Raw genomic sequence first — 26763 nt, 5'->3', positions numbered from 1 at the left:
CCATCGTCAGTCCGCCATCGACACCATCGAGATACCTCATGCCCGGTCTCCCACTCCGTTTTGCTGCGGCGGTTCTGGCCCTTGGACTGCTGAATTCGTGTCTTCACGCCGACGAGCCGTATGCACCGAAAATCGCCGAGGCCTCCAACGACGGTGAAGTCGCCCTGCAGCGATTCCGCCTCGTCGAGGGGATGACGGGCCGGCTCATCGCGGCCGAGCCTCAGCTCGCCAATCCCGTCGCCTTCGGCATCGACGAGCAGGGACGGATCTTCGTCTGCGAGACCTTCCGCCAGTCCAAGGGGGTCGAAGACAACCGGAGCCACATGAAATGGCTGCTGGACGATCTCGCCGCCCAGACGGTTGATGACCGCGTCGCCTTCTTCCGGAAACACCAGGGAGACCGCGTCGCCGAGTACGCGAAAGAACACGACCGCATCCGTCTGCTGACCGACGTCGACGGAGACGGTCAGTTCGAGAAGTCGACGGTTTTTGCCGAGGGCTTCAACCAGATCGCGGACGGAACCGGAGCCGGCGTCCTCGCCTGGAACGGCAACGTCTACTACACCTGCATCCCCAAACTCTGGCTGCTCCAGGACTCGGACGGCGACGGGGCAGCCGACGTGCGGAAACCTCTCTACGACGGCTTCGGCGTCCGGGTCGCCTTCCGGGGGCACGATATGCACGGTCTGGTCCTCGGTCCGGACGGTCGGATTTATTTCAGCATCGGCGACCGAGGCTTTCACGTCGAAACGCCGCAGGGACTGTTCGCGCTCCCCGATCAAGGAGCCGTCTTCCGCTGCGAACGGGACGGCTCGAACCTCGAAGTCTTTGCAACCGGCCTGCGAAATCCGCAGGAACTGGCCTTCGACGAGTTCGGCAACCTCTTTACCGGCGACAACAACTCCGACGGCGGCGACCGCGCCCGCTGGGTCTACGTCGTGCAGGGTGGTGAAACGGGCTGGCGGATGTACTACCAGTACCTCAACGACCGCGGCCCCTGGAATCGTGAAAAGCTCTGGCATCCCGCCCACGCCGGGCAGGCGGCCTACATTGTGCCGCCAATCGCCAATTTCGCCGACGGCCCATCGGGCCTGGCGCACTACCCCGGCGTCGGTCTCGCCGACCGTTACCGCGGCCACTTTTTCCTGGCCGATTTCCGCGGCTCGCCCGCCAACAGCGGCGTTCGCTCATTCTCGCTGGAGACGAAGGGGGCTTCTTTCGAGATGGACGACGCCCACGAGTTCATCTGGTCCGTCCTCGCCACGGACGTCGACTTCGGCTATGACGGCGGCCTTTACCTGTCCGACTGGGTCGATGGCTGGGAAGGAGAAGGCAAAGGGCGGATGTACCGCTTCCGCGACGAGCAGCACGGGAATTCCGACGTCGTCCAGCAGGTCGGCCGGCTCATGCGGGAGGGTTTCGCGGATCGCCCGGTCGCCGAGCTGATCGGCCTTCTGTCCCATCCGGACTACCGCATCCGCCAGCGGGCGCAGTTCGAACTCGCGGACCGCCGGGCGCTGGCGGAGCTGACCGCGAACGCAATTGAGAATTCCTCCTTGCATGCCCGCGTTCATGCCATCTGGGGCGTGGGACAAATCGTTCGTGCTGAGCCGGCCCGCGTGGAACCGCTGCTGGCGCTGGCCTCCGATCCCCAGGTTGAGATTCGTGCGCAGCTTGCCCGAATCCTGACCGACGCCCCGTGGACCGGGGCCGACCGGACGATCGATCTGCTGCTGAAGGACGAAAGCCAGCGCATCCGCTCACTGGCTGCCATCGCGGCCCGCGGCTTCCAGTCGCGCGATGTCTTCAGGTCACTGATCACTGTCCTGGCTGAGAACAACGACGCCGACCCGGTCCTCCGCCATGCCGCATCCTTCGGCCTGGCGAAGGCCGAAGATGCCGAAGCACTGGCGGAACTGGCCGGCCACGTCACGGCGCCCGTCCGGATGGGCGCCGTCATCGCGCTCCGACGGCTGCAACACCCTGGCCTGACCGCGTTCCTGAACGACACCGATCCGTTGATCGTGCTGGAAGCCGCGCGAGCCATTCACGACGTCCCTGTCGCCGCCGGATTGCCGGCCCTGGCGAAGCTCGCAGGGCAGCCGGGACTCAGCGACCCCCTGCTCCGCCGAGTGATCAGTGCGAACTATCAGCTCGGCGCGCTGGAGAACGCTCAGGCGGTCGCCGGCGTCGCGGCTGACGCCTCGGCTCCGGAGCCGGTGAGAATTGAAGCCGTGCAGGAACTGCTGGACTGGAACAAGCCCGATCCGCTCGGCCGGGTGCTCGGGGACTATCGCCCCCTGCCCGAACGCTCCGTCGACGTGGCGCAGGCCATCCGCCCCGTTCTGGGCGCCATTTTCGCCGGACCGGAATCGCTGCGAGAACTTGGCGCGAAACTGGCGGGGCGATACGGAATCAAGGACGTCGAGCCGTTTCTGATCGGGATCTTCCGGGATGTCGCCAGCCCGGCCTCCGGCCGCGTGGCATCTCTGAAGGCGCTCGAATCCCTCAAGAGCGGCGACCTCCTGACGGTCGTCGACGAAGGCCTGACGGACCAGGCATCCGTCGTCCGGAGCGAGGCCCGACGGGTGCTGACGGGACTCGATCCGGAGCGGGCGATCCCAGAGCTTGCGAAGACGATGCACGAGGCGCCGCTGGCGGAGCAGCAGTCGTCGATCTCCGTCCTCGCCAGCCTGAAACGCCCGGAAGCGGACAAAGTCCTCGCCGACTGGTTCGACCGGATGCTCGCCGGGAAGTCGCCGGCCGGAGTCCAGCTCGACCTGCTCCTCGCCGCCGAGGCCCGCCAGACGCCCGACCTGCAGACGCGGTCCGAAGCATTTTCAAAGCGTCGCAAGGCCGCCGACCCGCTCCGGGAGTATCGTGAAGCCCTGGAAGGTGGCGACGTCGAACGGGGTCGGGAAATTTTTCTGTCCCGCAGCGAGGTTTCCTGCCGTCGCTGCCACAAAATCGCCGGCAATGGGGGCGAAGTCGGTCCCGATCTGTCGAAGATCGGACTCGACAAGAGCCGCGAGTACCTGGTCGAAGCGATCGTCGACCCGAGTCGCCAGATCGCCAAGGGCTTCGAAACCGTGGTCTTTGCCATGGACGACGGCAAAGTCCACACGGGGATCGTCAAGCAGGAAGACGCCGATACCGTGCAGCTCATGAACTCGATGGGCGAGACCATCAAAGTCAACAAGAAAGACATCGACGAGCGGGCCACCGGCAAGTCCGGCATGCCGGAAGACTTGATCAAGAAGATCTCCAAGGCCGATCTGCGGGATCTGGTGGAGTATCTCTCCACGCTCAAGGGGCAGAGCGACACCGCCCACGGAAAGGGGCGGTAGGAAGTGGCGAGTGATTAGTGGTGAGTGGCAAGTGAGGAAAATGCAGGTGCGGCCGTCGCCCGACAAATCGCAAACAAGAGTGCCCTCCCCCCTTCCGACTTGCGATTTTCATGTTGACGGGATCCCGCGGCTATTGAGGCGCATGGACTAACCCATGCCGATCCGCGACCGTCCCGTGCGGTCACGCACCTAGTCTTCGCCGTGGTACTGGATCAGGCTGAAGATGTCGTGGTTGCCGAGGCGGTCCCGGCCTTTGAGGAAGGTCAGCTCGATCAGGAAGGCCAGGCCGACGATTTCGGCTCCGGAGCCCTCGGCGAGCTTCGTGCAGGCGTCGATGGTGCCGCCGGTCGCCAGCAGGTCGTCGACGAGCAGCACGCGGCTGCCGGGCTGGAAGGCGTCGATGTGCATTTCGAGCCCGTCGCTGCCGTACTCGAGGTCGTAGTCGAGCCGCCGAGTCTGCCAGGGGAGTTTGCCGGGCTTGCGAATCGGAATGAACGACGCACCGAGCCGGACGGCGAGCGGAGCGGCGAAGATGAAGCCGCGCGACTCGGCCCCCAGAATCGCCGTCGGCTTGGCGTCCGCATAGCGCTCGGCGATGAGATCAAGGGCATGCCGAAACGCGACCGGCGAGGCGAGGAGGGGCGTGATGTCGCGGAACATAATCCCCGGCTTCGGAAAGTCGGGTACGTTGCGGATGTACTGCTTCAAATCGAGCGATTGCGCCATGGAGAGTCACTGACCTGCTGAATTCTGGATCCCGAGACGGAACCGATTCTGACCGCCGAAACGATAAAGAGCAAACGCTCGGGCCTGACTGGCGACCCGTGATCAGTTCGGGCTGAATGTCGGTGGAAACGTGAGTTGCGGATCGGGACGCGAATCCCCCTGCAGATGCCGCAGGAGTTGCAGCAGATGGGCGCTGCGCAGATCCGCACGGAGCTCGTCCTGCAAGGTCTGCAGAACGGGAGCCGGGAGCGGCAGAGCCGCCGCGAGAATGTCGCAAACGGCGGCCAGCGGGACCGGCATCGCGAGTGCGTGGCGAAAGACGTCGTCGAGATCGGATTTAGGGAGGAGTTTCCTGCCGAACTGCATCAGTGTCTGACACCGTCGCTCACATTCGTCAACCGGCAGTTCGGGAGTGGTCTCCGGACAGAGTTTCAGTTTCCCGACTCGATAGAGCCGGTCGCTCTCCACTTCCCGCAGAACGCGCGCCCGCGCCAGTCCGCGCAGAAAGAGGTAATAACGGCCGTCCGGCAACCGCTCGTGCGCAATGATTTTTCCCAGTCCGACGACATCGTGGATGGCTGGCTGGCCGTCACTGGGCTCTTCCGGTCCTGCGGACCTCCGCAGCGCCATGGCGAGGTAGCCTTCGCCCGCGAGTGCATCGGCGGTCATCTGGCGATACCGGGGTTCGAAAATGTGGAGCGGCAGCACGGCATAGGGAAACAGGACCACGTTCGGCAACGGAAAGAGCGGCGCCAGCCCGGAAAAGTCCAATAGTGCAGGATCGAGAAAGCCAGCATCAGTCATGCATTGCCATCCTGACGGTAAAGATCGTTCCTGTTCGCCAGCGCGTTCCGCCACGTCGGCGAATTGCCGCGTCACCCTTGTCAGACTGACGCCAGCCTCCAGAATTCTAGTACGCTGTCGCCAGTTGTCGCCGGTCAGTCGCAACTTCTGCGACAAGTTGACGCAAGAACGGATCGTCCGCAAGCCGGAGTCGTCACCAGGCGGCTGCCCATTATCGATTGTGAATCCCGTATCAGAAGGACTCCGGATGGCCGCGCCCCGCATGCGCGAATCGAAAATCGCCCGCAAGGCGCGGGCGCTGGAAATCGCTCGCCGCCTCGCGGCGACCTATCCCGTCGCCGAATGCGCCCTGCACCATACCAATCCATTTCAGTTGCTGGCAGCGACGATCCTCTCGGCGCAGTGCACGGACGAACGAGTCAACATGGTGACTCCGGAACTGTTCCGGCGGTTTCCAGACGCTCCCGCGCTGGCCGCTGCGGACCAGACCGAGCTGGAGGAGATCATCCGGAGTACCGGGTTCTTCCGGGCGAAAGCCACCAACCTGATCGGAATGGCCCGGGGGCTGGTCGACGACTTCGGCGGCGAACTGCCCCGTACTATCGAAGAGTTGACTCGGCTGCCCGGCGTGGGACGCAAGACGGCCAATGTGCTGCTAGGGACCGCGTTTGGAATTGCAACGGGGGTGGTCGTCGATACGCACGTGAAACGCATCACGAATCTCCTCGGACTGACCGCCAGCGCCAATCCTGAGCACATCGAGCGAGATCTGATGGAACTGCTGCCCAGCTCGGAGTGGGTCAACTTCGCCCACCGGCTGATCCACCACGGCCGCAGAATCTGCATCGCCCGTCGGCCGCGCTGCGGGGAATGTCCGCTGCTGGAGGTCTGCCCGCGGAGAGGGCTTCCTCCTTTGAACGAAGCCTGATCCAATCATCGCTGTCGGCGTGTCCGACAGCTTGCCCGAATGCCGCCTCTTCCCGGGAGTCAGATTGATGTCGCCAGTTCGTCAGAACCGACCGTCTCCCTGGTTCCTCGTTCCGTGGATGCTGCTGATCGTCGCAGCTCCGGCGCTGCGGGCCGAGGATCCCGTTCCGAGAACCGAACCGCCCTACCAGGATGACCGGGAGTTCGTCCGCAATTTTGCCAATCGCCTCGGCAAGCTGGCCAAGGCGGGCAAATGTCTGGCCCCGACGGAATTAAAAGCGAAAATCAAACCCGGAAAATGCAGCCTGACGCTCCCCCCCGCCGCCGACAAGACCTTGTCCCCTGAGGAAATCTACCGACGGGCACTGCAGAGCACGCTGGCGATCGGTTCGGTCGAGTACGTCAACGACGACCGGCCGCGCTGGGAAGATGTCAGCATGGGAACCGCCTGGGTGCTGTCCGCCGACGGCGTCCTGGTCACCAATTGCCATATGTTTCTGGACATCGGCGAGGAGTTCTTTGGCGTCTGCACGCACGACGGCCGAGTGCATCCGGTCACCGACCTGCTGGCCTGCGACATTGTCGAAGACCTGGCGATCATCAGGATCGACGCCGCGGGGCTGACGCCGCTGGCCGTCGAATTGCACGAGCCCGTCGGGGCCTGGGTCGGCGTGCTCAGCCATCCGGCCGACGCCTTTTACACGTACACCCAGGGGTCGATTACGCGCTACTACACCTTGCGAGAACGCCGGGAGCTGACCTACTGGATGTCCATCACCGCCGAGTTTGCGTATGGCTCCAGCGGCGGTCCAGTGCTCAATCGCCAGGGGAACGTTGTGGGGATCGCGACGATGACCACCGCCGTCGTCTATCCAGGCGACGAAGAAATCGCACGCGACGATTCCCCGCTGCAGATGGTCGTCAAAGCGGCGGTGCCGACGTCCCGGCTGATGCGGCTCATTGAACAAAAGAAGTGATGGAAGAAGTGGCTAGTGGTTAGTGGCGAGGGAAAACGAAGATTTTCCAAACAACCCTGATTCTCGGGTTGGCAGCGTAGGGCAGGCTCCCGCCCAATCTCGTTCGGCACGGTGCTTGCATAATCTATGGCGGCTGGGGGAAGGCGGCGAGGAGTTCTTCGTCGTCGGCCCAGCCGGTCATGTAGAGACAGACCATTTCATACGCTCGACGCGACAGGTTGCCTCCCGTCGCCAGGGCCAGGAGCAGCCCGGCGAGCAGCGAACAGTAGAGCTGGATCTCCACGCCCCGCGTCTTCGCCGAGAGCAGTTGCTGGCAGCCCAGCACCTGCTTCAGAAACCGGAAGAACAGCTCGATCTGCCACCGGCATTCATAGATTAGCACCACCTGTTCGGCCGGGAGATCCAGCAGCGTCGTGGCCAGGATCAGGCCTTCCCGCCCGGTCTGGTCGCTGCGAAGCCGCCCCTGCCTTGCCGAACTTGGTCGACCGGGCACTGGCTCGACGGTGATCCGCCGCACGACGTGATTGGTTCTTGCGGGACTGGCTCCGCTGCCGCCGCCCAGCGCGATCAGTTCATCCGCCACGACCCCCGCGGCGCGATCGGCTTCGGTGAGCGCGGGGAGTTGAACCGCATGACCGTTCGCGTCGTTGACCGGTCCCTCGACCACGCGACCGTCCCCGCGATTGAGCCGGCAGACGTAGTCGCAGCGGGCTTCGACCAGTTCGTTGAACACCACGGCCGAGCGATAGCCCCGGTCCAGAATATAAAGGTCTCCCGGCGCACCGGCGGGTTGCGGTTCGCGGGCCTGGATCTGCTGGAGCGTGACGGCGCGCTCGGAGTGCGGCCCTTTGGCCGGCTCCTCGGTGAGGGTCGAGGCCACGACCCTCTGGTCGTGAATGCGAAGCTGGGTGTGCAGCCGCCACTGGCCTTGAGAACCGCGTCCCAGCCGGGCGGCGATCTGCGGCAAGGCCGACAGCACGGTCCCGTCGACGGCGACGAGACGTTCGACGATCGGGTTGGGAAGGCGTCCCAGCCGACCGCTGCGGCTCACGCGGAACTGATGCCGGGCGAACTGGCGGCGGAGTTCGTGAACGAGTCCTTCCAGGAGCGAGGGATCGAAGACGGACGAGGCCTCGGAGAAGGCCCCGGCCGAGACCTTTTGCCCGCCGGCGAGCTGTTGGACCTTTTTCAGTCCCGAGGCTGCGACGAGCGCCCGGGCGGACTTGAGAACGGGGTTGAAGAAGCCGATCAGGAGGAGCGCGGCATACTGGCTGTAGAACAGCTGCCGGTTGCGAGCGGTGTCGCGTTCTGTCCCGCAGGGAGCCAATCGTTGCAGCAGCGGAAAGATGCGCCGCAGCAGGACGGTCCCGGCCAAAGGACCAATCAGCTCCCGCCGCTCCTCCTCCGTCAGCCCCTTCTCCGCCATCGCCACTCCCTCCGCAGGGAGAAAGACTACAATCTCAATCGGCCTGCGCAAAAAGCGTGCCGAACGAGATTGGGCGGGAGCCTGCCCTACGGCGATTCGGGCGGCAGCTCGCGAATCAGGATGCTGGCGAACTCGATGGCGTCGCCGTGATGCTGTAGTGCGAGCGGTCCGCGAGGTTGGACACCCGGCAACTGGGCGTTTTCGATCACCAGCTCGCCGTTGAGCCGTACCGTCAGTCGATCGCCGCGCATCGTGATCAGGAACCGGTTCCACTGACCGACGGGCTTGTCTGCCCGCAGCTTGGGGGTCACTGCGCCACGGACTTCGGCCGGTTGGCCGGCGTCGGTGCGATAGCCGTAGACCTCCCCCGACCCGACCGGACGGCACCACATGTTGACCTGCGACTTGTCGCTGCCGCGCAAATAGAGTCCGCTGTCCCCGGCATCGTCGACTTCGATCAACTCCGGCTTTCCGTCTGCATCCAGCGCATCAAGGCCTGACGGCAGAATCCGGGACCAGGATTTCTTCACCGGTTTGCCCGTGAACCGCCAGTCGCAGATCAGTTCAAAGTCGCCGAACTCCTCCTCGGTCCACAGATGGGGATCGGCGGCCATGCACTGGCCGTCATAGCTCAGCTTCCAGTCATTGACCTTCCAGTGCGCCTGGTGCTCGTCGGTTGCTTTCCAGCCGCTGAGATCCACCCCGGTGTAAAGCGGCCGGAACCCGGTGGCTTCCAGGGCGATTTCTTCAGGTGCAGGATTCGTCGAGGGGAGTTCTTTGATCCGCAGATTGCGGAAATGGCACTCCGAGCCTTCCGATTCCAGGCACAAGTAACCCTTCCGGGGCCGGCACTCGCTGGCCCCGGAAACTTCCTTGCCATTGACGGCCAATTTGAGGACGCCGTCCCGGCAGGTCACGCGGTAGTGGTTCCACTCGGGCGAAGGCTTGCAGAGTTTTTCGCTCGGCAGGCAGCGTTCAGAACCATTCGGATGGGGGCGATCGGGCTTCATCCGGGCGCCCCAGATCGAGAAAACATCCCCGTGGCTGGTGTAGCTGGCGGTCTCTCGTCCATCAAGAATCTGGACTTCGATGCCTCGGGAGAACGGCACGCCGACGTGCGTGATCGGATCGCCCCAGACGAACAACCCCGCATTGCCGCCCGGCTGCAGATGCCGCCATTCCAGCTCGACGATGAAGTTCTCGTACATCCGGTCGGTGCGGAGCGTGCCTGTGGGCTTGCCGGTGCTGACGATCATTCCGTCGCGCGCAGTGAAGGTGCCGGGGGCGACATTCACGATCTTCCAGCCGGCGAGATCCTTGCCGTTGAACAGCGGGACGAAGCCGTCTTCGGCGGCATGCGCACTGGCGACACAGGCCATCAGCACGATCGACAGAAATCGAGTCATCAATGTTTCTCCCGGGACGGATCACGGCGCAACGGCAGGCGCCAGTCTACCGGCGTCCGGGGCATGCCGCGAGGACGTGCGCCGGGCGGGCAAATGTCTCGATACTCTCCTTGGCCATTCGGAGAGCCAGACGGTTTTCACCGACGAACCGCTGAAGCGTTATAGGTATTTACGCTTATTCACAATCCGTTCAACGATTCTTCACAACCTCTCGGTGTAATCACCCCCCTCGCCTTGGGGAGGGGGCCCGACTCCTCACCTGCCGGACTCGTAACGCCTGGTTGGCGTTCCTGCCTTTGTAACGTCTCATTTGAGAAGGACCTGCCGTGACTCTCGCCTCACCCGATCTGTCTCGCCGTACGCGCCCTAGGGGCTTCACTCTGATTGAGCTGCTGGTTGTGATTGCGATCATCGCGATCCTGATCGCTCTCCTGCTCCCTGCGGTGCAGCAGGCCCGCGAGGCCGCCCGCAGGACGCAGTGCAAGAACCAGCTCAAGCAGATTGGCCTGGCGTGTCACAACTACGTCGACATTTACAGCTTCCTGCCGGATGGCGGTGCCGACGACCAGCGGACGCTGCCCGTCGGCGCCTGGCCGTGCAGCGGCAGTCTCGCCTGCTGTAACTCGAAGTGGCGCGGCGGATGGAACTGGATGTATCAGATCCTGCCGCAAATCGAGCAGGCCAATCTGTACAACGAGCCGAGCGACACGAAGGTCTACCAGACAGCGATCGGCGTCTATTTCTGTCCTTCCCGCCGTCCTCCGATGATGTACGGCAGCTCCGCCAAGAGCGACTATGCGGGCAATGGCGGCGACGGAATGAATAGCTACAACGGTGCTATTGCACGTCGAGCCTGCAGCACTCCGGTCAACTTTGCACTGATCACCGACGGAACGTCAAATACCTTGCTGATCGGCGAAAAGCAGCAGAACCCGATGGGTTTCGGCAAGAGTGGCGGCGACAACGAGGCGTGGCCGAATTCGGGCTGGGACCAGGATGAGATCCGGAACGCCCGGTACACCCCTCAGAGCGACTTTGAATACGATACCGGACGACCGACGGCCTCGCCGGTGCCTCCCGAGGTGCGCCCGGACGGCACCGTAGCCACCTACTGGAGCGAGCGATTCGGATCGTCTCACGCGGGCGCGTTCAACGCAGTGCTCGTCGACGGTTCAGTCCGTTCCATCTCCTACAACGTCGACGCCGAAACGTTCCGCCGGCTCTGCGTCCGGAACGATGGTCAAACGCTTGGCGAGTTCTAGACGCTGGCGTCAACGCTTCCGATTTCAATTCACGCGTCAGCCCGCCAGTTGGAGAGACGATCCGCCGGGCTGGCGCTTTCATCGAACTCCACTCGTTCAGGATCTGCATCCGATGCGAACGTCTCGATTCTCTGCCTGGTCTCTCGCCGCCGCACTTCTCGCCGGCCTGACCATCCTGCCAGGTTGCGGCAGCGCCAATTCGGACGGAATTGCCTACGAGGGCAATGAAGAGGCTGTCCGGCAGCATATGGCCGAAGTCGATGCCGAGGAGCGTGCGCACTTCGAGAGTACGGTCAAGGCGGCCAAACCCGAAGCACAGCGCGTCGAGGAAGAAGAGCGGGCCCAGCGCGGCCGCAATTGAAAGGCGCCGGCGCCGAGCCGGACTTCTGTGATCGAAAACTGACGGGCCGGCGCTTCCGAGGGAATCGCCGGCCCGTTGCTATTTACTTCGGCCTGGTGGGATTTCGGTCTCGGCCGAAGACTCCCGGATCGGCCCGGCCGAAAGCTTCTGCAGCGATTTCTGCACCGCTTCCGGATCGTCGGTGCCGTCGAAAAACACGTGCGGTCGGATCAGCGCCGCAATCTCCGGCTGGCGATAGTAATTCGCCCAGGTATGCCGCGTCTGAATCAGATCGGTGACGTCGATATCGAGCAGCCGGCCGGCATTCGGCCCGATCGCCCGACGATCAGCGGGCCTGAAGCCCGTCAGCGCGACGGCCTGCGAGAGCGCGGGACTGCGCAGCGGATAAATCACGAGCGGCAGGTCTTCCTGATTGACCAGATTGATCAACTTCTCCACCCGCCCCGGAACCCGATCATAGAGTTCTCCGGGATTCAGCCAATGATGATCGAACGCGGCGGCCGCCAGCACCGCTCGAATGCGATGCCCCTGGAACTGGCCGCCGCCAAAACGCCAGCCTTCGACCTGTCCGCCCCCCAGAACATGCAGGGAAGCGGCGACGACTCGCCCGCCGTGGCTGTGCCCGATCAGACAGACGGGATGTTCCGGAGAAATCCGTGACAGAAGATCGGCGAGATACATTCCCTGCAGCCCGGCCCGCCGGCCGAGCAGATTGACGTCGGCCGCCAGATTCATCTGCGGCGTGTCATCACTCGGCCAACTGAAGAGAATCACATTGAGCGGCGTGGAGGGCGAACTTCCCTGCAACCAGCAGAACGTGGGGAAGGCGTCGCGTGCGACGGATTTCCACTCGACGAAACTGCCATGCACCATCACCGCGAGCGGCGTCTGCGGAGCAAGACTCCCGACAAGGTCTTCCAGGCGACACTCGCCGCCAATACCGCGGGAGGAACCGCGCCAGACGCGAAACTCCGCCGGCGCCAGACCACCTTCGACTTCGCGGCCGTCACGAGTGCTGACGACCCAGAATCGGCTTCCGACCGCGGATGGCCGCGAAATCGGCGCAGCCTCCTGCCCGAAGAGCTGTCCAGGCAAGAGCCACGCGGCCAGAAGCAGACCACTGATCAACGAGCCATGAATTCGCATCGAAAAGTCCTGCCGGCACCGTCAATACAAAGACTGGCGCCCGGACCCTGGGCTGGTCTTTCGACATCATTGCCGAACGACACACCTGTTCCATTCGACCGTTTCCTGCTCCGGCTGATGAGATTTTGCAACAAGCCCGAAAGGTTCTCCTCTCCGCAATGTCCACCACTCCGTGCGGAGCCCGCGCCGGATAGGAAAAAAAAGCGGCACGCTCCACTTCAGGGGCGTGCCGCTTCGCGTAACGAATTACAGCGGAGAGACTTCGACTACTGACGTTCTTCGCCGGCCGGTGCGGGCTGAGCGGCTGTGGCGTCGTCGCTTGGCATCGGAGCGGCAACTGCGGCAGCAGCCGGAGCTGCGACTGCTGGAGCCGCAGGACGACGAGCCTTGAGGGCTTCGAGAACTTCCGCAGTGATGTCCACGCCGGGGTCGACGCTGAGCAGGAAACCTTCGTTCTTAGGAACGACGATCCCGAGTCCGCGTTTGGCGGCAATTTCCTGGCAGATCGGACGGATCTCGGCACGCAGATCGGCGGCCACTTTGCTGATCGCTTCGCGAGAATACGCCGTCAGCGCCTGCTCGCCACGCTGCTTTGCGGCCCCCAACTGCTGCCCCGCGATATTGGTCATCCGGGCGAGCTGCTGCTTCTGTTCTTCGGTGGCTTCTTCGCCCAGTTCCGATTGCTTGGCGGCAAGCTGCTCCCGATAGCCTTCCTGCAGCTTGACCAACTGCTGATTGACCGCGTTTTGCCGCATGGTCACGGCATCTTTGATTCGCTGGGTCTGCCCCAGAGACTGAGCGATGGCGTCCAGATCGACGACAGCCATGCCGCCCTTCGGCGCCGTGGCGGCCTGCGGAGCGGTCCCCTGATTTCCACACCCGGACAACCACATTGCGGCGCCGGACAAAGCCAGCATGACTCCCATACGTCGCATCCAAAACTCCCTTCGCGGATGGAAAACGGTTGGAACAGTTTCAAGGCGCGGCGAACATTAGCGACGAATCCGGAGTGCGCGAAGAGGAGTTTCTCGCAGAAATCGCGTCCACCGAAGGAGTTGCCGCCAAACCGGCGGCCTTCGGCAAAATCCGCCGACCACAATCCCTTGTACTCAACGATCCGCCCAAGCGGATCGGGCGGGTGACCTGTTCAGCGGGAGAGGACGGGCAGAGGCCGCGCGGCGACGGCCGCGGATGCGGCAACTCGCACAGGAATCAGTTTGAAGGCCGGGGTCCGCGATCGGGGATCGCTGCTCCGCGGGACCAGCACGTTCGATTCCGGGTAGTACATGGCCACATTTCCGGCCCGAATCTGCTCGAAGGCCACCGCCACAATGCCGTCCATGCGGCCCGTGTCGCTGGTGATCGTCACCCGCTGGCGGTCGGTGAGCCCAAGTCGCTGCAAGTCATTGGGATGGATCAGAATGACGTCTCGACGGTCAATTCCTCGGTACAGGTCATAATCTTCGTACACGACCGTGTTGAACTGCCCCTCGCTGCGAATCGTCATCAGCCGGAGTTCTTCGGGGGCTCCGACGAGGACCGGCAAATCGTGAACCTGGAGTTGCGCCTTTCCGTTGGCTGTGGGAAACCGGGGCGTGTGGAACGTCCGACCGTCGAGCTGGAATTCTTTCTTCGTGCGGTCGATGTCGGCGATCTTGTCAAAGCCGGGAACGATCTTCGCAATCGCCTCGCGAATCCGGCTGGTGTTCTGCATCGCCTGCCAGTCGACCGGACCATTGTCGCCAAGCGTCCCGCGGGCGATGCGGGCGATGATCTCGACTTCGCTCTTCGGCCCCTGCAGGCGGGCCGGTCCGCCGTCGCTCATGCGGATGTAATTGAACATCGACTCCTGCGTGGTCGGCTGCGGCTCCTCGTCGCGGGCGAGGACCGGCAGGATGATCGTTTCCTTCGCCAGCCCCCAGGCGTGTCCGGTGTTGAGCGTCGTGTTCAGCGAGACGAGCGTCTCCAGCCGACTGAGCGACTGCTTCGCAAATGCCGAGTCGGGGTTCGAACCGTAGAGATTTCCGCCGAGGCAGAAGCCGAACTTGAGGTCCTGCCGGTCGGCGGCCTCCATGCAGGCCAGCGTGTCGAGACCGACCGTCGTCGGGAGAGTGACGCCGAAGTGCGACTGCAGCCGGTCGAAAATCGCGTCCTTCAGCTTGGGGGTCACGCCGACCGATCCGATCCCCTGCACATTCGAGTGCCCGCGAATCGGCAGCAGCCCGGCGTTCGGCCGTCCGACCATGCCCCGCAGCAGCGCCAGGTTGGCGATAGCCTCCACGTTCTGCACGCCGTGCGTGTGGTGCGTAATGCCCATCGTCCACGTGAAGACAACATTCTTCGCCCGGGCATAGCTCCGCGCCATCGCTTCGATCTCGTCGTGTCCGACGCCCGACTTGTCGTAGATCTCGTCCCAGCTCACCGACTGCAGGCGGACCTTCCACTCGGGCCAGTGATCGCAGTGCTGAACCAGGAAGGTCTCGTCATGCGCATTCAGTTCGAGCACGCGTTTGGCAATGCCCGTCAGGAGCGCCAGGTCCCCGCCGATGTGCGGCTGGACGTATTGGGTGGCGATTTTCGTCCCGAACAGCAGGCTGATCGGATCGCTGGGGACGCTGAAGTTGACCAGTCCCGTCTCGACCAGCGGGTTGATGACAATGACTTCGCCCCCCCGCCGACGGATGTGCTTGAGGGTGCTCATCAGCCGCGGATGGTTGCTGGCGGGGTTGCCGCCGATAATGAAGACGAGGTCGGCGTGTTCGACATCTTCCAGCAACAGCGTGGCCGTGCCGGTTCCCAGCACGCTGTTCAGCCCGACGCCGCTGGCCTGGTGACAGTAGAAACTGCAGTTATTGACGTTGTTCGTGCCATAGATGCGGGCGAACATCTGCAGCAGGAAGCCGGCTTCGTTCGAGCTGCGGCCGCTGAAGTACCAGAATGTCTCGTCAGCCGACAGCGTTTTGAGTCGCCCGAGAATTCGCTCGAAAGCCTCGTCCCAGGAAATCGGCCGGTAATACTGACTTCCATGTTCGTAAAGGACCGGCTCGACCAGCCGGCCGCAGGACTCCAGCTCCCGCGGCGTGAATGCCTGAAGCTGAGCGATGGAATAGGTCGACCAGAAGTCGGACCGGATGGCGCCCTGCATGTCGGCGGCCATCGCCTGCAGCGACTTTTTACAGACTTCGGGGAAGGCCCCGCGCTCGTTTACCATGCCGCCGCCCTGCCCCCCCATGCCCAGCGCACAGGTCTTGCAGGCGTTCTTCGAGCGCATCGCCTTCCAGAGCTTCCAAATCCCGCCAACTTCGCGGGCTTTTCGAAGCGTGTAGAAGAGGGCCGGCCAGCCGCCCCCGGTGCGAACGCGTCTCATGGAATGTCTTTCTCAGCAGCAAAGACCGCGACCGGCGACGTTGTGGCAGCGGCGCGGAGCCATCGGCTCCATCTTATGCGATGGTCGACGCCCGGACCAGCCGACTGTGACAGACCGGCAACAGGGCCGTAGAAGTGGGGGGGCCGTTTTCACCACACAGCGGCGGAAGACGCAGAAAACACATCCCCGGGGGGATGGCCCGTAGCGTGAACAGTGAATCGTGACGCGATCCTGAGTCGCAAAGTGCAATGTCCTTCATTCAATCCGGACTCATCACGACTCGATTCATGCATTTCATTTTCCAGAGTCTTCTTCCAAGATTTCTCAGCGCCTCCGTCGCGACGTCCTCTCCATCCGAATTCGTCTTACGGTCGGACTGCGCGCACTCGCCGTTCGAGGTGGTCGAGAACTTCGGCGAGTGGCATGTGCGATGTGTCAAGAATCTCGGCGTCGATGGCAGGCTTCAGCGGCGCCACAGTCCGGTTCAGGTCGCGATCGTCGCGCTCCGTCTGCTGCTGCAGGATCTCCTCCAATTGGATGTCCTGCCCCTGCTCGGCCAGTTCCCGCTGGCGTCGCAGCGCTCGCTCCTCGGGCGAGGCCGTCAGGAAGAATTTGCATTCCGCCTCCGGGAAGACCACGGTTCCCTGATCCCGTCCTTCGGTCACCAGATCGATGCCCTCAGCGGCCCCGCGCTGCAGTTCCACCAGCCGCGCGCGGACGGCCGGGATTGCCGCGACCTGTGAAGCCGCATGGCTGACTTCGGGCTGACGGATCGCCTCGGTCACATCCTCGTCATTCAGCAGCAGGCGGTGATGGGCAAAGCGAATCGAAAGTTGGGCGGCGACCGCGTCGGCAGCGGCGTCGGCGGCCGGATCGACACCCCGCCGCAGGCAGGCCAGTGCTACGGCGCGATACATCGCCCCGGTATTGAGAAACTCAAATCCCAGCCGGTCGGCGAGCTGTCGCGCGACAGTGCTCTTGCCGGTGCCTGCGGGGCCATCAATCGTCACAATCATCGGGATCTCGCGGAGGGTCGGCGTACGCCGGGCGATCTGGACTCAGGGACTGCACAATTCGGCCGGCACAGCCGGCCCTACGTTGCTGCAAATCTCAATTCAACATCGATCAGCTCGTGCGGGCCCATCTCGATCACGACGGCGTCGCCATCAATCGTCAGCTCGCCCAGCGAGCGCCCCCGCAGGTCCCGTTTGCGGGCGAACGTCGGATTGCCGTAGCACTTCAGCCGCACCGTACGCGCCTGGCCTTCCGTTTCCTGCAGCTGGACCGCCCAGCCGGAACCTTCCGGAAGCGTCGAAGGAATATCGTGCTCCCAGGGCTCCTCGTCGGTTGGTCGATCCATCTTCTCAAGAACTCGCAGAAGTTGCACGTTGCGAGCGTCGACAGAAAACAGCCAGCCGGTATTTCCCATCAGTGGCGGGCCGGCCGGGGACTCAACCACCAGCGGGGGGATCGTCGCATCTCGCGCGACGGCGAGCGGCCACGCTTCGTCGATGGCAATCGTGAAACGGAATGTTCTGCACTCTTCTCCCGCAACGATCAGCAGCGTATCGAGCATCCGCGGCCCCGTTTTGCGGTGAAATGGAAGCCCGTGCGGTATGATGGTGGCCCGCTCTCCTTCGCCGGCGATCTCCAGATAATCGAGCGTCTCGACCCGCTCGCCGCTGAAACCGTGAGCTTCTCCCAGCACCGATCGCGTCACCGCGGCAGTGCTGTCGTTCCACGCGAACCGCGAGACGAAAGCATTGTTCCAGGGGTCCCCTTCGGGCAGTCGGACCTCGCCAAGCTCGATCTCGACTTCGATACGCGGCAGGCCGCGCCAGATCCGCAGTGTCTGCCGGAACGTCGCGAGACGCTGACTGTTGGTCTGATCGACAATCTCGCCCCTCGTGACGACTTCGCCGTACGTCGGACCGGCGCTGGTCACTTCCGTATGCAGTCGGCGCGCCTCCGCGTACTGCGTCTTGATCACCTCAACCTCGTCGCCTTCGCCGATCCGGATCGTCCGCTCGCGAGGGAACCGAAACGACAACTGCTGACTCAACCGATTGGCCCGGCGATTCTGCAGGCGGATCTGGCTGATCCCCCCCGTCGCTTCACTGATGCTGACTTCCAGCAGTTCGTTGCGAATGGCGCCCGCCTCAGCGAGGGGCTGCTTTGGCTGCGCGGGATTCGGGCCGCGTTCATCCGCGGGAATCCAGGCGAATCCGCACGGCGGAAGGTCGACGACAACCGCGTTCTTGTCGGGAGCGACGGCAGAAAACTGGACGGCTCGAATCGGTCCCTGAACCTTCGGCGCCGACTTCAGACCCGGAAGCGACACCACGGCGCGCCGACGAAACGACAGGGAATTGAGCAACAGGAATCCGTGGCCATTGGCAGCGCCGTGCAAAACCACCTTCGCCAGGCGGGCCGGCCATTCCTCGGCAGCCAGTGCCAGCGGGGCCGCCGCCGCTTCGCGGGCAGCCGGTTCGGCGTCGGGGTGGGCCGCCACGATGTGCCGAAGCACGTTGCGGGACTCATCGGTCTCGATCGGCTGTCCGCAGACGGCCGCGGCCGCAGCCCGGCACCAGTCGAGGGCTTCGAACTGCTGCCATTGGCGGTACGAAGTTGCGTAGCGACTGATCGGGGCCGGTTCCCGGCGGGCGACATGCTGGATCAGATAGGGCGAGAAATACTCCCGCGGGTAGTACTTTCCCATACGGCCGGTGGCTTCGGTCTGCTCGAAGTACTGTTCCAGCGTGACCATCCGGCCGAGGACCGGAGCAAACTTCTGCATCCGGCGCAAGTCCTCGAACCACGGCGCGGAGACATCCGGCCAACGCGCCAGGATCACCGCGGCCACCTGGTCGTGATCCATCGACTCCGACAGCCGCACCGGCAGGCGGAGATAGCTGGACGCTGAATCCGCCGCAAGCGGAATCCGGCTGATGGCGTCGACAATCGAATCGTCGGTCCCGTACCAGCGGAACTTGCTGTACTCGGAGTCGGGATAGATGCCGTCGTCGAGTACCAGATGCAGCCCGGCCTGCATCCCCAACCGAGTCAGAAGCTGGGGGTGCTGCGCCAGCGGGCCAAATCGTCGCCGGCCCCAGATTTTCGGCGCGCGGCCGAGCAGCTCGCGAACGGTGGCATGTCCGGCAATGAGCTGCTCCAGCGCGGCCCCCAGCGGCATCAGTCCCGTGGCGGCTTCGTCGGCTTCCCCGCCAACCACGGCGATCTTGCGTTCGGTCCAGGCGTGGGCCAGGGTCTCTCGCAGGTTCGGGCGTTCGGTGAAAATCGTCTGCAGGTCGCGTCCGGTGACAAGCAGGCTCGTCGGAGGCGAGTTCTGCAGCCGTTCGGCGAAGTCGTCCTTCACAACGTCGGGCGTAAGCAGGCAGAGATCGAGGAGGTAGCACTCGATGGGATAGATCCGCTCGCGGGCTTCGAGCAGACATTCGAAGCAGGCGCGCAGGTGCGTTTCGGTCGTCTCGAGGTCGCCGGCCAGCGCCGACCGGGCCGCCGCCACGGAGCGCTGTCGAAGTCGCGGATGGTCGACCGTTTCGTAGCCGCGCATCCGGCGGGTCAGCAGTTCGACTTCGAGCCAGACGGTCCCGAGGGCCAGAAAATCGGCAATGATGTCCGCAGAGAGCTCCGGAGCGGCTTCGACCGCTTCTGAAACAGCCGCAACCCATTCGCTCCGGTCGACAAGATTCACCGCGACAACAGCCCCGGCCTCCCGGGCACGCTCGACCCAGCCGTGCGGCAGCCAGTCTTCGCAAATCGTAGGAATGAGGAAAATCTGATCGGGTCGGGGTTCCGGGGGTTCGTCGGCCCGGTGCCAGCGGGGGAGTTCGCCGGTCAGCGCGAGTGCGGCCGGGTGCCAGGCGGCGGCAAAGGCGTTCAGCAGGCTGGAGGCGGGTTTATCCCCCTGCTCAGTGGGGAAGTCTTCGAGGCTGTGGCAGGGAATCAGAACGGTGACTTCGCTGTAAGCCATTTCGCGGCAGCTCCTTGCGTCACGTCGTGCGGCGAGGACTCTCGGCGGCGGGGAGGGCCGTTTCATCGTTGCATCAGCCCGTCATCATAACGGGGCGACAAGGCGTGGTCTTGCTCGGCGGACTGTTTCAAAAATCATCGGGAACTTTCCCGATCGCCCGAACGTCTCAATTTGTGAAACCCGATCCGTCCGATTGTTCCGAAGGGGACGGGCGGGGATGTGAAAACGGAGTGAGGATTTGTCGGAAGTCCTTTTCTGAACTCGGTTTTCTGGTTGACAACTCGAAATGTCCCGGTATAGCCTGTTGATGGGAAAATCGAGACTTACGTCACGATGTTTTCCTCCTTTCCGCGAAGAGTTCGGCCGGTGTTTCACGCTGACCGATCAACATCTGTTGCTGCATTCGATCTGAAATGTGAGTCCATTGACCGTCGGTTCCGACGGAGAATGCTCGTTCGTGGTGTTTTGGCGAACTGCTCAAACTGCGCTCGTCCGAGGTGATGTGTTATGGCTGAAAACCAGGCAGTCTGGGGCATTGAGATCGGTCAAGCCGGGCTGAAGGCGATCAAGCTTCAGTATGCGGAGACCGCTGGCCAGGTACTCGCAACCGCCTTTGATTACGTCCCGCATCCCAAGCTGCTCAGCCAGCCGGATGCTTCGCCGGACGAACTGATCGCTCAGGCTCTCGAAACGTTTCTTTCTCGCAACAAGGTCGCCGGCGATACGATCGCCGTCAGCCTGCCCGGCCAGACCGCGCTGGCCAAGTTCATTCAACTGCCCCCCGTCGAGTCGTCCAAGCTCGCCCAGATCGTCGGCTTCGAAGCCCGTCAGCAGATCCCTTATCCGCTGGAAGAGGTGATCTGGGATTATCAGCCGATCGGCGCCGCCGGCGTGGAAGAGAGCGGTTTTCTGCTGGACGCCGAAGTCGGCCTCTTCGCGATGAAACGGATCGACGTCGAGCACCATCTCCGTCCGTTCCTCTCCCGCAAAATTGAAGTCGAGCTGGTACAGATCGCGCCGCTCGCTCTGCACAACTTCCTCTGCTACGACCGGATGGGAATTCGTCTTGGCGAAGACGCCGAACCCCGCGAAGACTACACAATCGTCCTCGATATGGGCGCCGACACCACCACGCTCCTGGTGACCAACGGCAAGAAAATCTGGATCCGCAACGTTCCGCTCGGCGGCAACCACTTCACCCGGGCGTTGACCCGCGAGATGAAGCTGACGTTTGCAAAGGCCGAGCACCTCAAGTGCAACGCAACCAAGTCTCCCGACCCGCGGGCCGTCTTCCAGGCGCTGCGGCCGGTCTTTACCGATTTCGTGTCGGAAATCCAGCGGTCGATCGGCTTCTTCTCCAGCGTCAATCGCTCGGCGAAGATCGGCCGGGTGGTCGGTGTCGGCAACGGATTTAAGCTGGCCGGTCTGCAGAAGTTCCTGCAGCAGAATCTGCAGTACGAAGTCGACCGCGTGGATCACTTCCAGGCGCTGGTCGGCGATCAGGTGCTGGCGGCGCCGCTGTTCCAGGACAACCTGCTGACGTTTGCGGTGCCCTACGGTCTGGCGCTGCAGGGTTTGAAGCTGACGGACATCCACACGTCGCTGCTGCCGCCGGAAATCATGCTGGCCCGCAAGATCCGCCGCAAGAAGCCGTGGGCGGTGGCGGCTGCGGCCACGCTGCTGGCCGGGCTCTCCGCATCCATCGCGGGCTACGGCAATGTGCAGGCATCGGTCAGTCCCGCCTTGTATGGCGGCGCGGAGACCGCGGCGAGCGATCTTGCCGGCAAAGCCAGCAAGCTGAAGGCAGACTTCGGCGCTATGGAAAGCGCGAATACAGCGATCAAGGCCAAAGGCGACGCGCTGGCCGGTTCGCTCAAGACCCGCGAGCTGTGGCTGGAAGTCTACAAGGCGATCAACGACTGCCTGCCGCGCGATGTCGGGACCGACCTGGATCAGACCGACATCACGAAGCAGAAACGGATCTCGCTCAACAGCATTACCTGTAAGCGCTATCCGGACCTGTCGACGTGGTTCAATGATCCCCGGCAGATCAACGACAGCGCCAAGCTGATGATGTCGAACGCCGATCGAGCGACCGCCCCCAGCGGAATCGGTTACGTCTTCACGCTGGAGGGGGTGCATTATCACGACGACGGAAATCCGGCGACTGGGCAGGGGACGGGCTTTATCAGGCACTATTTCCTGAGCAATCTGCAGAAGTGGAAAGTGAAGCCGGACGGGAGCAATCTCGAGACGCCGGTCGGACAGATCGGCATCAGTCATGCGACGATCACCTATACGCCGCCGCCGATGGACGTTCCCTATTCGCCGTCCGGTCGTCCGATCACCGGTGGAGGGTTCGGGACGCCGGGGGCCGCATTTGGCGGGCCGGGGGGGGGATTCGGAACGCCGGGCGGCGGATTTCCGGGGGCCATGCCGGAGGGAGCCCTGGCGGGAGCGCCGGGAGGTCCCGGAGCGTTTGGAGCCGGCAGGCGTCCGGTGTATCGCGAAGAGGACAAGGGGTCTGAAGACATCAAGCTGATCAAGCAGAACGTGTTTACAATTCAGTTTGCCTGGAAGCCGACTCCCGCCGCGGATCGACCTGAGGAAGCCCCGGCAGCCGCAACTCCCGAGGCGACCGGCGAACAACCTGCGGCGACCGAAGAGACGCCGGGAGAAGCCGTGCCGGGTGTGGGGGTGGCTGTGCCTAAGGCTCCCGCCACGGGCCGACCGGGGATGGGAATGCCTGGCGGCGGCGGTTTTGGACCGGCCGGAGCGCATTAGCATCGCCCGATGACCGGGACTGGACGTTGTCAGTCGTCATGTTTGTTGTGAACCGCACGCGCCGCAGTGGCGGAGGTGATCATGGATAAGCTCAAGCCCGTTCTGGCACAGAAGTTCTGGATTCTGCTCGGCGTGGGACTCATCGTGAGTTTCGTCGGCTGGTCGATGGCGTCCGGGGAGATGGCGGCCACCATCGCCAAGCGAACGGAAGACATCAAGAAGGCGCGGGATGCCACGAACATCGGGGAAGTGCAGAACGAAACCTGGCAGGCGGCGATCGGCAAGATCAACGAGCAGCAGACCCTTAAGGTCGATGAAGCCCGGTACAAGCTGTGGCAGGATGAGACCGCGGTCATGGAATGGCCGGAATCGATGATTCAGTATGTGCACAAGGCCAAGTCCTATCGGGGCGAGATGAATGACGCCGGGGCGCTGACGGTCTATCGAAATGATTACCCGGGTGCGTTCGAAGGAGTCTGGAGGACGGTCCGTCCGATCCGGCCCTACGATCAGACCGGGATTGTCGACTTCCCGAAGATGAGGATGCAGCCGCAAAGAAACTGGGGCAATCTGACGCCGACTTACCAGGAGATCTGGGAAGCTCAGGAGGACCTGTGGCTGTTTAAGTCGCTGTTGAAGTCCATCCTGGCCGTCAATGGCGGGGAAGAGGCGTCGAAGCTGGACGCCAGCATTCACTCCATTCTGCAACTCGTGCTGATGGGCGGGGACCGCTCGACCATTGACGCGGGGGGGAGTGTCGGAGGCGACGCTGGCGGCATGATGATGGGCGGCGAAGATGGCGGGGCCGGCATGATGGGGATGCCCGGCGGGGCGATGGGGGCGGGTTTTGGCGGCGGCAGTGGAGGAAGTGCTGGCGGCGAAATGATGGGGGGGAGTCGAAAGGCGGCTTCTGCCGATTTCGACCCGAAAGACGAATTCGGCACTCCGGGCGGAGCGTCGGCGGGCGGGGGCGGCATGGCTGGCATGATGCCGGGTGAAGCCGATATGGCCGGAGGAGACCCCAGCGGCGGCCAGACGGCGAGCCCTCCGCGCCGGTATATCGATGACGACGAGAGCCAGCCCTTCCAGACTCGCGGGTTTTATCTGTCTGTCGTCATGGATCACCGACGCGTCCCTCAGTTGTTGTGCGAACTGACGGCCAACGAATACTCGCCGTTTCCAGTGGAAATTGTCCGCGTGCAGATCTCTCGACTGAACGACGACAGCCCTGGCGGGAGCCAGCGTTTGCTGGGCGGAATGGCGGGGGGAATGCCCGGAGGAATGCCGGGGGCCGGGGCGTTTGCAGGCGGCGGCGGGGGTGCCGGTATGCTTGCAGGCGAGGATGCCGGGGAATTGGGTGGCTTCGGACCCGAAATTGGCGGGGGCTTCGGTGGCGCCGGGGCGATGCCCGGAATGACCGGCGGTCGGATGGGTGGTCCCGACCCCTATCTGGCGGACCCATTTATGGCGCAGGTTGCGATCAGCGGTTTGATGAGAATTTACCGGAAGGCCAGTCTGCCGGTGCTGCCGGGGACTGCGGCCCCGACCGCAGTCCCGGAAGCGGTGCCAGCGTCGGTGTCCGAGGATCCTCCGCCAGTCACTCCTTCGGAAGGAGCGCCGGCAGAAGGGGCGCCGCCTGAAGGAACTCCTCCGGAAGGTTCCGCTCCCGGCGAAACGCCGGCGGCACCGGCGAAGGACAGTGCGCCGCCGGCCGCCGCTCCGGCGGAAGGGGCGGCGCCGGCCGCGCCTGCGACCGGGGCTCCTCCCGAGTAATGCAGAACTCCCGGCCGCCCGTTGCAGCGGGACCGGGACTGGATGAGTCCGCAAGTGTTTCGAGAAGCACGGAATCCGATTGAGATCGGCAGGTGATCATGAAAAAGCTCAAGGGTTTGCTGAGCGTAAATGGCATCAAGGCGCTGTTCGTCGATCACGGCGAAAAGATCGGCTTTGGCGTGATCGGCCTGGTGGTGCTGCTGATTCTGTCGGGCAGCCGCTGGTTGCCGATTGAAGGGACCCCTCAGGACATCCTTGGTAAGGTGGAAGAGGGGAAGAAGGCGATCGCCGCGAATAACTGGACCCCCGACAAGGGCGAGAAGTACGCGCTGGTGGACTTCGTGCAGGAAGTCAACCGATTGCGTCAGCCTCCGAGCGTCCAGGAGTACGAGTTCTCAACCAGTATGTTCGCGCCGCTGTATCGCAAGCAGGAGCTGGCCAAGGAGCCGGAACTGCTGCCGGTGGAGTCGCTGATCGCGACCGCCGGACGCGTCATTCTGGGGAAATCTCCATTGCCGCCCGAAGGGAGCCTGCTGGCCGATGGAACGATGCCGGAAGGGGCCGCCATTGGCGCCGACGGAAATCCCGGGCTGGGCTTTCCGGGAACGGCGGCGACGAAAGTTGATACCAATGATCCCTTCGCAAAGCGAGGTGCAAGCGTTGGTGGCTCCGGCTTGCCGGGAGGCGGAGCCGGTTTTCCAGGCGCGGGGTTGGCCCCGGCTGGAGCTCATGGTGCCGGTGCGCCGGCCGGGATGCCCGGCGCGAACGGGGCGCTGAATACGCGAGGGAGCGGTGCGGGACATGGCTCCGGGCCGGGAATGCCGATGGCCATGGGCGAAGAGATTTACGGCGGGATGGGCATGATGGGGGGCGGTTCCGGAATGGAACCGGATGGAAAGCTGTTTATCGCCGTGCGGGGCGTCTGGCCCATCAAAGAGCAGCTTCTGAAGATCCAGCGGGCGTTGAATCTGCAGTCGCTGAATGAGGCGACCGCCTACTTGAATCTGATTGACTTTGAGCTCGAGCGTCAGATGGCCGTCAGCGGAACCGACCCGTGGCAGGGTCCGTGGGAGGCGGTCAGCCTGGATACGGCGCTGGAGGTGCTCGATCAGGCGGCAGACTACGGCGTCGACGAAGTTCCGCCGGACATTCAGGATCCCGTCATCACGTGCCCGCTGCCCGTCCGGCTGCAGGGCTACTGGGGAGAGTTGGCGACACATCCGCGGATCCGGGGCTTTCAGTTGAGTCCTCAGGAAATGGCCAAGGAAGAAGCGTTTCTGGCCAAGCTCCGCGAACAGTACGACAAGGCGATGGCTGCCGCCGGCCCGCGTCGTCCGGAGCGGCAGGGTTTCGCTGGTAAGGGCTTTTCGTCGCGCAGCAATAACTATCGCGACATGGCGAGCACGATGATGGGCTTTGCCTCGGAGGATTCGAACTACGGCAACGACATGTACTCCAGCTTCGGACAGGGCATGATGCCCGGAATGCCGGGTGGTCCTGGAATGGGAATGCCCGGCGGCGGAGCTCCAATGAAGGCGGAGGACGTCAAAAAGCGGTTGAGCCAGATGACGGCGGCGGGGACGTTTCTGCTGTTCCGTTACTTCGACTTCGACGTCCGTCCGGGGATGGCCTACCGGTATCGGGTGAATCTGAAGATCGAGAATCCGAACTGGGAGCGTCCGCCCGAGACTCTTGTGGATCCGGCGATCGCGCTGGGAGAAACTCGCGAGACTCCGGAAAGCAATGTTTCGAATCCGGCAGTGGTGCCGGAGAAGGTCGATTACTTCGTCAGAGATGTCAAACGGGATCCGATCCATGAGGCCCTCGGCAACGCCAGCAAGCGGGCATTGGCGGTCCTGCAGATGTTCGAACAGGATGAAGAGTATGGGACTGTCAATGCCGATTCGATCTCGCTGACAACGCTGGGACAGTTTATTGGCGAGGCCAAGAAGAGCCTGCGCCTGGATGTCTCGAAGCCGACCTTTAAAACGGACGATGTCAAATTCGCGAGCGACGACGTCTTTCTCGACGCCAATGGCGACTTCGACTTGAGTCCCGCGAATCATCCGGATCTGAAACTGCCGGCTCGCGGCAGCATCGGGTTGCCCGGCGAGATTCTGGTGGCGACCGAAACGGGAGAGTTGAAACTGCTCGACCCCGCAACGCGGCAAAACCGCTGGTCGGAACTGGATGCGTTTGTCGCGGGGCAGCGCAAACCGTTCGAGGACATCAAAGACAAAGAAGAGACTCCCCAGGGCGGCTTGGATGCGGCCATGTATGGAGACTATCCCGGCGCCGAAATGTCCGGGATGGCAGGGATGCCTGGAATGCCGGGGATGCCGGGCATGGGGAAGTCGAATAAGAAACCCGGCAGAGGCGGTCGGGGCGGAGAACGCTGAAGTCGCGGAGTTGCCAGGCCTGATTCGATCGATTGCTGACCCCGGCAAGCTCTGAAGAGTTTGC

17 protein-coding genes are annotated in these 26763 nt (G+C 63.4%); 8 read left to right on the top strand and 9 right to left on the bottom strand.

What is annotated here, in order from left to right:
* Window positions 1–38 precede the first annotated feature (38 nt).
* Window positions 39–3347, top strand: a complete 3309-nt coding sequence (locus tag SH412_RS10550) for a PVC-type heme-binding CxxCH protein (RefSeq protein WP_336523476.1) — start codon at window positions 39–41, stop codon at window positions 3345–3347.
* Window positions 3348–3536: 189 nt separating this feature from the next.
* Here SH412_RS10550 and SH412_RS10545 read toward each other — a convergent pair whose 3' ends face one another.
* Window positions 3537–4073 (bottom strand): adenine phosphoribosyltransferase, encoded by a 537-nt coding sequence (locus tag SH412_RS10545; RefSeq protein ID WP_336523475.1) that lies wholly within the window; start codon window positions 4071–4073, stop codon window positions 3537–3539.
* Window positions 4074–4175: 102 nt separating this feature from the next.
* Window positions 4176–4877: an LON peptidase substrate-binding domain-containing protein gene (locus tag SH412_RS10540; RefSeq protein WP_336523474.1), complete on the bottom strand. Its 702-nt coding sequence runs from the start codon at window positions 4875–4877 to the stop codon at window positions 4176–4178.
* 247 nt (window positions 4878–5124) lie between these two features.
* Here SH412_RS10540 and nth point away from each other — a divergent pair, with 247 nt between their 5' ends.
* On the top strand, window positions 5125–5805 hold the full coding sequence (nth, locus tag SH412_RS10535; RefSeq protein ID WP_336523473.1) for an endonuclease III: 681 nt from the start codon (window positions 5125–5127) through the stop codon (window positions 5803–5805).
* Window positions 5806–5872: 67 nt separating this feature from the next.
* The gene (locus SH412_RS10530) at window positions 5873–6781 is read left to right on the top strand and encodes a S1 family peptidase (RefSeq protein ID WP_336523472.1); all 909 of its coding nucleotides are present in this window, start codon (window positions 5873–5875) and stop codon (window positions 6779–6781) included.
* A gap of 124 nt (window positions 6782–6905) precedes the next feature.
* On the opposite strand, the gene SH412_RS10525 is transcribed toward SH412_RS10530, so the two are convergent.
* Both SH412_RS10525 and SH412_RS10520 read right to left on the bottom strand, forming a co-directional pair.
* Window positions 6906–8207: an IS4 family transposase gene (locus SH412_RS10525; RefSeq protein WP_419555790.1), complete on the bottom strand. Its 1302-nt coding sequence runs from the start codon at window positions 8205–8207 to the stop codon at window positions 6906–6908.
* Window positions 8208–8293: 86 nt separating this feature from the next.
* Window positions 8294–9613, bottom strand: a complete 1320-nt coding sequence (locus SH412_RS10520) for a 3-keto-disaccharide hydrolase (protein ID WP_336523471.1) — start codon at window positions 9611–9613, stop codon at window positions 8294–8296.
* A 326-nt stretch (window positions 9614–9939) separates the two neighbouring features.
* Between SH412_RS10520 and SH412_RS10515 the strand changes: the two genes are divergently transcribed.
* Window positions 9940–10875, top strand: coding sequence for a DUF1559 domain-containing protein (locus SH412_RS10515; RefSeq protein ID WP_336523470.1), 936 nt, complete (start codon window positions 9940–9942; stop codon window positions 10873–10875).
* A gap of 112 nt (window positions 10876–10987) precedes the next feature.
* Window positions 10988–11236 carry a hypothetical protein gene (locus SH412_RS10510; protein WP_336523469.1) on the top strand — a complete coding sequence of 83 codons (249 nt, stop codon included), beginning with the start codon at window positions 10988–10990 and terminating at the stop codon, window positions 11234–11236.
* Between the two features lie 78 nt (window positions 11237–11314).
* Here the strand turns inward: SH412_RS10510 and SH412_RS10505 are convergent, their stop codons facing one another.
* The 5 genes from SH412_RS10505 to SH412_RS10485 all read right to left on the bottom strand — a co-directional run bounded on the left by SH412_RS10505 (window position 11315) and on the right by SH412_RS10485 (window position 19743).
* A complete protein-coding gene (locus SH412_RS10505; protein ID WP_336523468.1) occupies window positions 11315–12382 on the bottom strand; it encodes an alpha/beta fold hydrolase in 1068 nt (355 codons plus the stop codon).
* Between the two features lie 266 nt (window positions 12383–12648).
* Window positions 12649–13317 carry an OmpH/Skp family outer membrane protein gene (locus SH412_RS10500; RefSeq protein WP_336523467.1) on the bottom strand — a complete coding sequence of 223 codons (669 nt, stop codon included), beginning with the start codon at window positions 13315–13317 and terminating at the stop codon, window positions 12649–12651.
* A 212-nt stretch (window positions 13318–13529) separates the two neighbouring features.
* A complete protein-coding gene (locus SH412_RS10495; RefSeq protein WP_336523466.1) occupies window positions 13530–15749 on the bottom strand; it encodes an FdhF/YdeP family oxidoreductase in 2220 nt (739 codons plus the stop codon).
* Between the two features lie 365 nt (window positions 15750–16114).
* A complete protein-coding gene (cmk, locus tag SH412_RS10490; RefSeq protein ID WP_336523465.1) occupies window positions 16115–16765 on the bottom strand; it encodes a (d)CMP kinase in 651 nt (216 codons plus the stop codon).
* A gap of 77 nt (window positions 16766–16842) precedes the next feature.
* Window positions 16843–19743, bottom strand: coding sequence for a hypothetical protein (locus SH412_RS10485; protein WP_336523464.1), 2901 nt, complete (start codon window positions 19741–19743; stop codon window positions 16843–16845).
* Between the two features lie 507 nt (window positions 19744–20250).
* Here SH412_RS10485 and pilM point away from each other — a divergent pair.
* From pilM to SH412_RS10470, 3 genes are all read left to right on the top strand, one after another.
* Window positions 20251–22527, top strand: a complete 2277-nt coding sequence (gene pilM / locus SH412_RS10480) for a type IV pilus assembly protein PilM (protein WP_336523463.1) — start codon at window positions 20251–20253, stop codon at window positions 22525–22527.
* An 81-nt stretch (window positions 22528–22608) separates the two neighbouring features.
* On the top strand, window positions 22609–24300 hold the full coding sequence (locus SH412_RS10475) for a hypothetical protein (RefSeq protein ID WP_336523462.1): 1692 nt from the start codon (window positions 22609–22611) through the stop codon (window positions 24298–24300).
* A 98-nt stretch (window positions 24301–24398) separates the two neighbouring features.
* Window positions 24399–26699: a hypothetical protein gene (locus SH412_RS10470; protein ID WP_336523461.1), complete on the top strand. Its 2301-nt coding sequence runs from the start codon at window positions 24399–24401 to the stop codon at window positions 26697–26699.
* The last annotated feature ends 64 nt before the right edge of the window (window positions 26700–26763 follow it).

The sequence above is a fragment of the Planctellipticum variicoloris genome (assembly GCF_030622045.1).
In the GTDB taxonomy this organism is placed as follows: Bacteria; Planctomycetota; Planctomycetia; order Planctomycetales; family Planctomycetaceae; genus Planctellipticum; species Planctellipticum variicoloris.
The sequence above is the reverse complement of the archived record's forward strand: the minus strand, read 5'-3'. Positions and strand labels throughout refer to the sequence as shown.

Excerpts from the sequence above, each read along its gene's own strand:
- pilM (WP_336523463.1), top strand. The coding sequence starts at position 20,251 with ATGGCTGAAAACCAGGCAGTCTGGGGCATTGAGATCGGTCAAGCCGGG.
- SH412_RS10525 (WP_419555790.1), bottom strand. The coding sequence starts at position 8,207 with ATGGCGGAGAAGGGGCTGACGGAGGAGGAGCGGCGGGAGCTGATTGGT.
- SH412_RS10545 (WP_336523475.1), bottom strand. The coding sequence starts at position 4,073 with ATGGCGCAATCGCTCGATTTGAAGCAGTACATCCGCAACGTACCCGAC.
- SH412_RS10530 (WP_336523472.1), top strand. The coding sequence starts at position 5,873 with ATGTCGCCAGTTCGTCAGAACCGACCGTCTCCCTGGTTCCTCGTTCCG.
- SH412_RS10505 (WP_336523468.1), bottom strand. The coding sequence starts at position 12,382 with ATGCGAATTCATGGCTCGTTGATCAGTGGTCTGCTTCTGGCCGCGTGG.
- SH412_RS10500 (WP_336523467.1), bottom strand. The coding sequence starts at position 13,317 with ATGCGACGTATGGGAGTCATGCTGGCTTTGTCCGGCGCCGCAATGTGG.
- SH412_RS10470 (WP_336523461.1), top strand. The coding sequence starts at position 24,399 with ATGAAAAAGCTCAAGGGTTTGCTGAGCGTAAATGGCATCAAGGCGCTG.
- nth (WP_336523473.1), top strand. The coding sequence starts at position 5,125 with ATGGCCGCGCCCCGCATGCGCGAATCGAAAATCGCCCGCAAGGCGCGG.
- SH412_RS10550 (WP_336523476.1), top strand. The coding sequence starts at position 39 with ATGCCCGGTCTCCCACTCCGTTTTGCTGCGGCGGTTCTGGCCCTTGGA.
- SH412_RS10475 (WP_336523462.1), top strand. The coding sequence starts at position 22,609 with ATGGATAAGCTCAAGCCCGTTCTGGCACAGAAGTTCTGGATTCTGCTC.
- SH412_RS10540 (WP_336523474.1), bottom strand. The coding sequence starts at position 4,877 with ATGACTGATGCTGGCTTTCTCGATCCTGCACTATTGGACTTTTCCGGG.
- SH412_RS10510 (WP_336523469.1), top strand. The coding sequence starts at position 10,988 with ATGCGAACGTCTCGATTCTCTGCCTGGTCTCTCGCCGCCGCACTTCTC.
- SH412_RS10520 (WP_336523471.1), bottom strand. The coding sequence starts at position 9,613 with ATGACTCGATTTCTGTCGATCGTGCTGATGGCCTGTGTCGCCAGTGCG.
- cmk (WP_336523465.1), bottom strand. The coding sequence starts at position 16,765 with ATGATTGTGACGATTGATGGCCCCGCAGGCACCGGCAAGAGCACTGTC.
- SH412_RS10485 (WP_336523464.1), bottom strand. The coding sequence starts at position 19,743 with ATGGCTTACAGCGAAGTCACCGTTCTGATTCCCTGCCACAGCCTCGAA.
- SH412_RS10495 (WP_336523466.1), bottom strand. The coding sequence starts at position 15,749 with ATGAGACGCGTTCGCACCGGGGGCGGCTGGCCGGCCCTCTTCTACACG.